This window comes from Neoroseomonas soli (assembly GCF_018129065.1).
In the GTDB taxonomy this organism is placed as follows: domain Bacteria; phylum Pseudomonadota; class Alphaproteobacteria; order Acetobacterales; family Acetobacteraceae; genus Neoroseomonas; species Neoroseomonas soli.
The window spans coordinates 1-9199 of record NZ_JAAEDM010000127.1; the positions used below are offsets into that span (position 1 = coordinate 1).

The following is a 9199-nucleotide window of genomic DNA, read 5'->3' on the forward strand; positions in this document are numbered from 1 at the left end:
CGGCCTGGGCGCGAGCACGGCCCGCGCCCCGGCGGAAAGGCCCGCCAGGGGGCCGAGGGCGATCGCTTCCGCCCGGCCGTCGCGGAAGGCGGCGATCTCGGCGAGCACCGGCGCGCCGCACGGCGCCTCCAGCCGCACGCGATCGCCGATGGCGGCCAAGGGGCCGAAGCCCTCGAGCGTCACGGCGAGGCCGCCAAGCCCCGTCACGGTGCCGCGCACGGCCTCCCGCGGCAGGAAGTCGAGCGCGGCGGCGGTGGCGGTGAAGTCGGGGCGCATGAAAGCCAGCCTAGGCCGGCAGGGTTGGCGCGGCGTTAAGCGCGGACCGGAGGGGCTCCGCCCCTCCAGACCTCCCCGCCCAAGGCCGAAAGGCCTTGGGGAACCGTCGCCTGGAACATGGAAACCGCAGCGTCCCGATGTGGCGCGGCGGTCTCCAGGCCGCCGCGATCAGAACCCGACCAGGTCGCCGCCCTTCAGCTTCAGCATCGCGCGCGCCTCGGCCGGCGTCGCGATCTCGAGGCTCAGTTCCTCAAGGATGCGGCGGATCTTCGCCACCTGCTGCGCATTCGACGTCGCCGGCACGCCCTTGCCGATCCAGAGGCTGTCCTCCAGTCCGACGCGGACATTGCCGCCCAGCATGCCGGCCATCGTCACGAAGGGCATCTGGTGCCGCCCCGCCGCCAGCACGGACCACACGTAGTCCTTGCCGAACAGCCGGTCCGCCGTCTCCTTCATGAACATCAGGTTGCGCGGCTCGGCGCCGAGGCCGCCGAGGATGCCGAAGATCGTCTGCGTGAACAGCGGCGGCTCGACGATCTTCCGGTCGAGCATGTGCGCGAGGTTGTAGAGGTGGCCGACATCGTAGCACTCGAACTCGAAGCGCGTGCCGTGGCCCTTGCCGAGCCGCTCCACGATCTGCTCGATATCCTTGAAGGTGTTGCGGAAGATGAAGTCCGTCGTGCCTTCGAGGTAGGGCTTCTCCCAATCGTGCTTGAAGTGCTTCACGCGCGCCGCGCTCTGCGAGATGTTGAAGTTCATCGAGCCCATGTTGAGGCTGCACATCTCGGGCTTCGCCAGAAGCGGCGCGGCAAGGCGCTCATCCACCGTCATGCCGAGGCCGCCGCCGGTGGTGATGTTGATGACCGCATCGGTGGACTGCTTGATGACCGGCAGGAACTGCATGAACACCGCCGGGTCCGGCGTCGGGCGGCCGTCGATCGGGTCGCGCGCGTGCAGGTGGATGATCGAGGCGCCGGCCTCGGCCGCGGCGATGGACTGTTCCGCGATCTCCCGCGGGGTGATCGGCAGGTGGTCGGACATGGACGGCGTGTGGATCGCACCGGTGACGGCGCAGGTGATGATGACCTTGGACATGGCGGGTTCCTCCGACGCAGGGGGGTGATCCTGCCCGTCGGGGCGGCGCGCCGGAAGAGGGGCGTGGCGGGGAGGGCCCTGCCCTCCCCGAAACCCCACCCGCCAGAGGCCGAAAGGCCTCTGGACACCAACTTCTGATCCGGGGACGCCCTACTGCCGGCGCTCCGATGGAATCTCCCGGGTTCCAAGGGCCTTTCGGCCCTTGGCGGGGTGAGGTCCGGAGAGGGGCGGCGCCCCTCTCCGGGTCACGCCGGCGTGTCGAGCCCCTTCGCCCGCAGCGCCTCCGGCGTGCAGAGCCGTGCCACCGCGTCCAGCAGCGCGGCGCCACCCGGCGCCCCGGCGAAGGCAGCACCCGAGAAGACCGCGACGGTCTGCGCGCCTTCCGGCAGCGCGCCGACGATCTCGATGCCCGGCACTTCCATCAATTCGCTGACCTGCTGAAAGGCGATGGCGGCTTCCCCGCTGACGAGCTTTTCCGCCGTGAAGCCCTGCGGGATGACGATGGCCTTGGCGTTGACGTCCTGCGCGATGCCGAGGCGTTCGATGAGGCCGGCGAAGAAGATGCCGCTGGCCCCGGCGCGCGAGTAGCAGAGGGAGGGCGCGTCCAGCAGCGCGAGCTTCAGCGCCGCCACCGAGGAGATGTCCGGATGCGGCGCGCCGGCCTTCACCGCCATGCCGACGCGCGAATGCGCCAGCGGGCGCGCGGTCAGCCCGTCGAGCACGCCTTCGGCCGCGAGCGCGGCGATGGCTTCGGCAGTCAGCACCGCGGCGTCGGCGCGTTCCCCGGCGCGGATGCGCGCCTCCAGCGTCTTCGTCGGCGCCAGGTCCACCTGCACGCGGGCGCCGAGGGCGGCGTCGAGCGCCGGGGCCGCTTCCCGCAGCAGGCCGGCGAGGGCGAGGGTGGACATGAGTCTCGGCATGGGGTGCTCCGCTGTGCGCGGGGTCAGTGCCTTGCGGCGAGGGCCTCCGCCGGCACAGTCTGCCCCGCCGCGGCAGGCGGCGCCACCGGCGGGCAGTTCGCGCGCAACGCATTGGCGCGCTCGCCGGCACGCGTGGGCGGTGGCTCGACGCTACCGGGAAAGACATCCGCGAGCATGCGCTGCGCGAGCACCCCGATCGCCACCGCGATGTCGGCCTGCAGGGCGCGACCTTCGTCGGCGGTGGCGGCGAAGTCGCGGCGCGGCTCGGCATTCCAATGCCACATCCCCTGCCCGGGGACCGATGCCAGGCGCGGTGGGCGGAACGGCGAGACGGTCATGCGCCTCCCGGCCGGCTCGGCCGCGACCGTCGACACCGGATCGCTCCGCGCCGCCTTGATGTCGCTCAACCTTCCGCACGCTTGACGCTGCGGCCCTGCGCGCGCCCCCTGCAACGGACCCGCCACGCTGGACGCAGCCATGACCCTCCGTTTCACCGAGATCGCCGCCCCGCGCCCCGACAAGGAGAGCCTCGCCGCCGCCCATGCGGCCATCGACGCGCGGCTCGATGCCGGTGATCGTGCCGGCGCGCTCGCGATGTGGGACGCGGCACGGCGCGACTACGACACCTGGTCGGCGCTGGTGCACCTGAACTTCGCGCAGGACACCACCGACAAGGATGCGGTCGCCGCACGCGAATACGCCGACGCGCTGGCGCCGGAAGCGGCAACGCACGAAACCGCGCTGAAGCGGCGCCTGCTCGCCGATGCCGACCGCGCGGGGCTGGAGGCGCAGGCCGGCCGGCACGCCGTCGCGCTGTGGGAGACCGACATCACCGCCTTCGATCCGAAGATCGCCGCGGAGACGGAGGAGGAGAGCCGCCTCTCCGCCCGCTACACCGCGCTGCTCGCCGGTGCGCGGATGACGGTGCGGGGGAAGGAGGTGAACCTCTCCGGCCTTACGCCCTTCGCGGAGGATTCGGATCGCGACCTGCGCCATGAGGCCGAGGCCGCGCGCTGGGCCTTCTTCGCCGCGAACGGGGAAGAGCTGGACAGCATCTACGACCAGCTCGTGCGGTTGCGCACCGGCATGGCGCGCAAGCTCGGCGATGCCACCTTCACGCCGCTCGCCTATCGCCGCATGCGGCGGCTCGACTACGGTCCGGCGGATGTCGCGCGCTACCGGGAAGGGGTGGTTCAGCACGTCACGCCGCTGGTCGCGCGCATCCTGGAACAGCGCCGCGCCACGCATGGCTGGGACCGGCTGCGCTTCTGGGACGAGGCGCTGATCGACCCCGCCGGCAATCCGAAGCCCGCCGGCGACCACGACACGCTGGTGATGGCGGCGCAGGAGATGTTCGCCCGCATGCATCCGCGCATGTCGGATTTCTACGCCATGATGCGGGCAGGCGGGTTCCTCGACCTGAAGAACCGTCCCGGCAAGGCGGGCGGCGGCTTCTGCACGTCCTTCCCCAGCGTCGGCGCGCCCTTCATCTTCGCCAACTTCAACGGCACCCACAACGACATCGGCGTCTTCACCCATGAGATGGGCCACGCCTTCCAGTGCTGGGAAAGCCGGCACCAGCCGGGCCTGGACTATCTCTGGCCGACCATGGAGGCGGCGGAGATCCACTCGATGGGCCTCGAATACCTCACGCATCCGCATATGGGGCTGCTGGTGGGCGACGACGCGGCGGAACGCTATCGCCGCATGCACCTGGTCTCGGCGCTCGCCTTCCTGCCCTACGGCGTCTGCGTCGATCACTTCCAGCACGAAGTCTATGCAAGACCCGACATGACGCCGGCCGAGCGTCACGCGACCTGGCAGCGGCTGGAACGGCGCTACATGCCCTGGAGCGACTACGGGGACCTCGCCTACGCCGCCAAGGGCGGGCGCTGGCAGGCCAAGCAGCACATCTACAACTCGCCCTTCTACTACATCGACTACACGCTGGCGCTGTGCTGCGCGCTGCAGTTCTGGGTGCGGGCGCGGCGCGACGCCGCCGCCGCGCTCGATGCCTACATCGCGCTGTGCGGCCGCGGCGGGTCGATGCCGTTCCAGGGGCTCGTGGCCTCCGCGGGGCTGACCTCGCCCTTCGCGGAAGGGGCGCTGGAGGCGACGATGCGGGAAGCGGCGTCCGTGCTGGGGGTGTAGCGAGGCGGGGAGGACCCCGCTCGCCACAGGCCGAAACGCCTCTCGACACCGGCACCTGACCGGCAAACGCGCGATGCGGACGGACGCGGCGCGCGGCCACTCGGACGCCTGCGGTCCCCTTCGCAAATCCTGGGTTCCAAGGGCCTTTCGGCCCTTGGCGGGGAGAGGTCCGGAGAGGGGCGGCGCCCTTCTCCGGCGCCGCCCGATCCAACGCGGATGCCACCCCTCCCCTGTAACCCGCCCCTTTGCGTTCGCCCGCGCCCTGTTGCGAATCGCTATTGCGACTTACTCGCATTTGCATATTCTCCGGCCAACTCACTCCGGGGGTCCTGCACCATGTCATCCTCACTCCAGGCGCCGTCTCTGCGCGTGCCCACCATCGGCCTTGCCGGCTTCGGCCTGGTTCCTGCCCTCGGCGGGGCGGCCATGGCGCAGGAAGCGGCGCAGCCGACCGCGCAACTGCCCGAACTCAGCATCCAGGGCGCCGCGCCTTCGCCCTATCGCGCCGATTCCGCGCCGATGCCGCGCATGCCGATGACCGCGGCCGAGATGCCGCAGACGGTGAACATCATCCCGCGCGTGGTGATGCAGGAACAGGCCGCCGCAACGGTGCGCGACGCGCTGCGCAACGTGACCGGCATCAGCCTGGCGGCGGGCGAGGGCGGCTTCTCGGGCGACAACCTCACGCTGCGCGGCTTCTCCGCGCGCGGCGATTTCTACATCGACGGCATCCGCGACGCCGGCCAGTACACGCGCGACAGCTTCTTCCTGGAATCGGTGGAGGTGCTGAAGGGCCCCTCCTCCGTCATGTTCGGCCGTGGTTCGACCGGTGGCGTGGTGAACCAGACGACGCGCCAGCCGCTCGCGACGACGCAGGGCGAGGTGTGGCTGTCCGCCTATACGCCGATGGGCCTGCGCGGCACCGCCGACGTGAACGTGCGCGCCGGCGAGGTCGCCGCACGCGTGGTGGCGATGGGCACCCGTATCGACGCGGCGGAACGCGACCACGTCTTCAACGAACGCTGGGGCGTCTTCCCTTCCATCACCTTCGGGATGGGCACGCCGACGACGCTGACGCTCTCCTACCTGCACCAGGAAGAGCGCAACATGCCCGACTTCGGCGTGCCCTACTTCAACGGCCGCCCGTTGCAGGTCTCGACCAACACCTTCTACGGGCTGAACCAGACCGACCGCGAGCGCACCGTCACCGATGTCTTCACCGCGCGGCTCGAGCACCGCTTCGAGGAGGACGTGCTGATCCGCAACACCTTCCGCGTCGCGGGCTACAGCCGGGAACTCTCGGCCACCGCGCCGCGCCTGGTGCAGAACACGGTGGCGCGCGGCATCACGCCGGATTCGCTGGTGAACCGCCAGCCGCAGGTGCGCAACGGCTATGACAGCCTGATCGTCAACCAGACCGAGGCGGTGCTCGGCTTCGACACCTGGGGCCTACGCCACGATGTGCTCGCCGGCGTCGAATTCGGCCGCGAGTCATCGGAGATCACGCGCTTCGGGCAGACCGGGCGGCCCAACGCGAGCCTGCTCTATCCCGACTTCTACCAGATCGGGGCCATCAACCAGACCTTCACCTCGGACATCAAGACCGTGGCGGACACCGTCGCCGTCTACGCCGTGGACCGCATCCGCATCGGCGAGATGTTCGAGGTGATCCTCGGTGGCCGCTACGACGTGTTCAGCGCCGAGCAGGACAACCGCTACACCGCCCAGACCTTCGACCGGACGGACCGCGAGTTCACCTGGCGCGCCGCCTTCGTGTTCAAGCCGACGAGCGCCATCCGCACCTATGTCTCGGCCGGCACGTCGTTCAATCCCTCCGCCGAATCCCTGACGCTGGCTGCGAACAACGCCAATCTGGCGCCGGAGACGGCGACCACCTACGAACTCGGCGGCTCCTGGGACGTGATGGACGGGCTGCGCCTGAACGGCTCGGTCTTCCGCATCGAGAAGCGCAATGCGCGCACCTCCGACCCTGCCAATGCCACGCTGCAGGTTCTCGACGGCATCGTGCGCGTGGACGGGTTCGAGGTCTCGGCGACCGGGCGCATCACGGACGACTGGAACGTGATGGTCGGCTACACGCGGCTCAATTCCGAGATCATGGAATCGAACAACCCGGCCGAGGTCGGCCGCGAATTCGCCAACGTCGCGCCGAACACGGTCTCGCTCTGGAGCACCTACAACCTGCCGATGGGCTTCCAGATCGGCGGCGGCCTGTCCTTCGTGGACCGGCGCTACGGCAACACCACGAATACGGTGCAGGCACCATCCTACACCCGGCTCGACGCCGCCCTGGCCTGGGAACCGGATGAAGGCGCGCTGCGCGGGATGCGCTTCCAGCTCAACGCGCTGAACCTCGGCGACGCGCGCACCTACGAGACGGTCTACACCGGGCACGTCGTGCCGGGCACCGGCCGGACCTTCGTGGCCTCCGTCGCGGCGCGCTTCTGATGCTGATCGCGATCCCGAACGTGCTCTCCGCCGCCGAAGCGGCGGAAGCGCTCGCCGCCCTGAAGGCCGCCGACTGGACCGATGGCCGCGTCACCGCCGGCCACCAGTCGGCGCAGGTGAAGGACAACCTCCAGATCCAGGAGGGCAGCCCGCTGCACCAGCGGCTTGGCGAGATGGTGCTGAGCGGCCTCGGCCGCTCATCGCTGTTCATCTCCGCCGTGCTGCCGCAGCGCGTCTTCCCGCCGCTGTTCAACCGCTACGACGTGGGCATGACCTTCGGCGCGCATGTGGACAATTCGATCCGCCAGATCCGCGGCACGCCGCACAGGATCCGCACCGACGTCTCCTGCACGCTCTTCCTCACCCCGCCCGAAGACTACGACGGCGGCGAGCTCGTGGTGCAGGACACCTATGGCGAGCAGCGGGTGAAGCTGCCGGCGGGCCATGCCGTGGTCTATCCGGCCACCAGCCTGCACCGCGTCGAGCCGGTGACGCGCGGCGCGCGCATCTCCTCCTTCTTCTGGATCCAGTCGATGGTCCGCGACGACATGCGGCGCCGGCTGCTCTTCGACCTCGACATGGCGATCAACGCCGCCACGCCCGACCTGCCGCAAGGCCACGAGGCCCCGGTCGCGCTGACCGGTGTCTATCACAACCTGCTGCGGCAATGGGCGGAGGTCGCATGAACCCCGAAGCGGCGGCGCACGCGCCGGATCTCTCGATGGTCGGCCTGATCCTGCAGGCCGGGCCGGTGGTGCAGGCGGTGATGGGCGCGCTCGCGCTGGCCTCCGTCGCGTGCTGGGCGGTGATGATCGAGAAGTCGATCCTGCTCGCGCGACTGAAGCGCGAGGTCCGCCTGCTGCGCGCGGCCGGCGACGCCGGCGCGGCGAATGGCGAGGGCCTTGCCGCCCGCATCCAGCGCACCGCCGCGCGCGAATGGTCGGAAGGCCGCGAGCCGGGCGAGAGCCGCGGCGAATACCGCGAGCGGATCGAGCGCGCGATGCGCGAGACGCTCGCCGCCGCGATCCGCCAGGCGCAGGCCGGCACGGCGTTGCTCGCCACCACCGGCGCGGTCGGGCCCTTCGTCGGGCTGTTCGGCACGGTCTGGGGCATCATGGGATCCTTCCAGGGCATCGCGCAGATGCACGACACCTCGCTTGCCGTGGTCGCGCCCGGCATCGCCGAGGCTTTGCTTGCCACCGCCATCGGCCTGTTCGCCGCGATCCCGGCGGTGATCGGCTACAACCGCATCGCGCGCCGGCTGTCCTCGCTGCGGGCCGAGGCGCTGGCCGCCATCGCCGCGCTCGGCGCGCGCCTGTCGGGCCGGCCGCCGCGCGGTTCGGTGCGCGCGGCGGAATAGCGGCCATGGCCTTCTCCATGGGCGGCGGCGCCGAGGACGAGGACGACGCCGCGCCGATGTCCGAGATCAACGTCACGCCCTTCGTGGACGTGATGCTGGTGCTGCTCATCATCTTCATGGTCGCCGCGCCGATGATGACCTCCGGCGTGCCGGTGGACCTGCCGCGCAGCGCGGCGCCGCGCGCGGCGAGCCCCTCGCCACCGGTGGTGCTGACCGTCACGCGCGACGGCGCCGTGCACATCGCCGAGGAACGCATCGAGGAATCCGCGCTGGCCGAACGCCTGGCGGCGCTGAAGGAGGGCAACCCCGACCTCGTCGTGCATGTGCGCGGCGATCGCGCGGTGGCCTATGGCGAGGTGCTGCGCATCATGGGCCGCGTCACGGCGGCCGGCATCCCGCGCGTCTCGCTGATCGCGGAGGCCGAGCCCTCCGCCGCCGGCGTGCGCTGAGCCATGGCCGCGCGCCCCGCACCGGCCGTGGCGCTGGCGCCCGGCCCCGATCTTCCCCCGGACATGCCGATGCCGGGCCCGGCGCTGGCGCCGAGGCTCGTGGCCTCCGGCGTCGCGGTGCTGCTCCATGGCGGGCTGGCAGGCCTCCTCCTGCTCGTCCCCGCCTCCCCCCGGAGCCTCGCGACGCCGGAGCCGCCGTCGATCCTCGCCGTGCTGGCCGAGCCGGTGGCGGAGGAAACCCCCGCACCCGCCGAGGAGGCTGCCGCCACCCCGATCGAGGAAACCCGCCCCGAACCGCCGCAACCGGAGCCGACCCCGCCGGCGCCGGAACCCCCACCGCCGCCCGCACCCGAGCCCCCGCCCCGCGAAGCTGAGCCCCCACCCCCGGAGCCTGCCCCCCAGCCTGAGCCACCGCCCGAACCGGCGTCCCTACCCGAGCCGCCACCACCCCGGCCCGAAGTTCGCCCGGCGCCTCGGGC

8 protein-coding genes and 2 pseudogenes are annotated in these 9199 nt (G+C 71.2%); 6 read left to right on the forward strand and 4 right to left on the reverse strand.

The window, feature by feature from the left end; genetic code table 11:
- The 4 genes and pseudogenes from fliI to GXW76_RS23905 form a co-directional block, all read right to left on the reverse strand.
- A pseudogene (gene fliI / locus GXW76_RS23890) lies at positions 1 to 276 on the reverse strand (flagellum-specific ATP synthase FliI); the annotation flags it as partial.
- Between the two features lie 168 nt (positions 277 to 444).
- Positions 445 to 1371, reverse strand: a complete 927-nt coding sequence (locus GXW76_RS23895) for a BKACE family enzyme (RefSeq protein WP_211864653.1) — start codon at positions 1369 to 1371, stop codon at positions 445 to 447.
- A 245-nt stretch (positions 1372 to 1616) separates the two neighbouring features.
- Positions 1617 to 2291 (reverse strand): substrate-binding domain-containing protein, encoded by a 675-nt coding sequence (locus tag GXW76_RS23900; protein WP_211864654.1) that lies wholly within the window; start codon positions 2289 to 2291, stop codon positions 1617 to 1619.
- A gap of 23 nt (positions 2292 to 2314) precedes the next feature.
- Positions 2315 to 2629, reverse strand: coding sequence for a hypothetical protein (locus tag GXW76_RS23905; protein ID WP_211864655.1), 315 nt, complete (start codon positions 2627 to 2629; stop codon positions 2315 to 2317).
- A gap of 139 nt (positions 2630 to 2768) precedes the next feature.
- Between GXW76_RS23905 and GXW76_RS23910 the strand changes: the two genes are divergently transcribed.
- The 6 genes and pseudogenes from GXW76_RS23910 to GXW76_RS23935 form a co-directional block, all read left to right on the forward strand.
- Positions 2769 to 4442, forward strand: coding sequence for a M3 family oligoendopeptidase (locus GXW76_RS23910; RefSeq protein WP_211864656.1), 1674 nt, complete (start codon positions 2769 to 2771; stop codon positions 4440 to 4442).
- A gap of 336 nt (positions 4443 to 4778) precedes the next feature.
- The gene (locus GXW76_RS23915) at positions 4779 to 6911 is read left to right on the forward strand and encodes a TonB-dependent receptor (protein WP_211864657.1); all 2133 of its coding nucleotides are present in this window, start codon (positions 4779 to 4781) and stop codon (positions 6909 to 6911) included.
- Complete coding sequence (locus GXW76_RS23920; protein ID WP_211864658.1) at positions 6911 to 7597, forward strand: Fe2+-dependent dioxygenase; 687 nt, start codon at positions 6911 to 6913, stop codon at positions 7595 to 7597. Before GXW76_RS23915 ends, GXW76_RS23920 begins: the two co-directional genes overlap by 1 nt.
- Positions 7594 to 8271 carry a MotA/TolQ/ExbB proton channel family protein gene (locus GXW76_RS23925; RefSeq protein ID WP_246514668.1) on the forward strand — a complete coding sequence of 226 codons (678 nt, stop codon included), beginning with the start codon at positions 7594 to 7596 and terminating at the stop codon, positions 8269 to 8271. The genes GXW76_RS23920 and GXW76_RS23925 overlap by 4 nt, the downstream gene beginning before the upstream one ends.
- A 5-nt stretch (positions 8272 to 8276) precedes the next feature.
- The gene (locus GXW76_RS23930) at positions 8277 to 8720 is read left to right on the forward strand and encodes an ExbD/TolR family protein (protein WP_211864660.1); all 444 of its coding nucleotides are present in this window, start codon (positions 8277 to 8279) and stop codon (positions 8718 to 8720) included.
- Positions 8721 to 8723: 3 nt separating this feature from the next.
- Positions 8724 to 9199, forward strand: a pseudogene (locus GXW76_RS23935) (hypothetical protein); the annotation flags it as partial.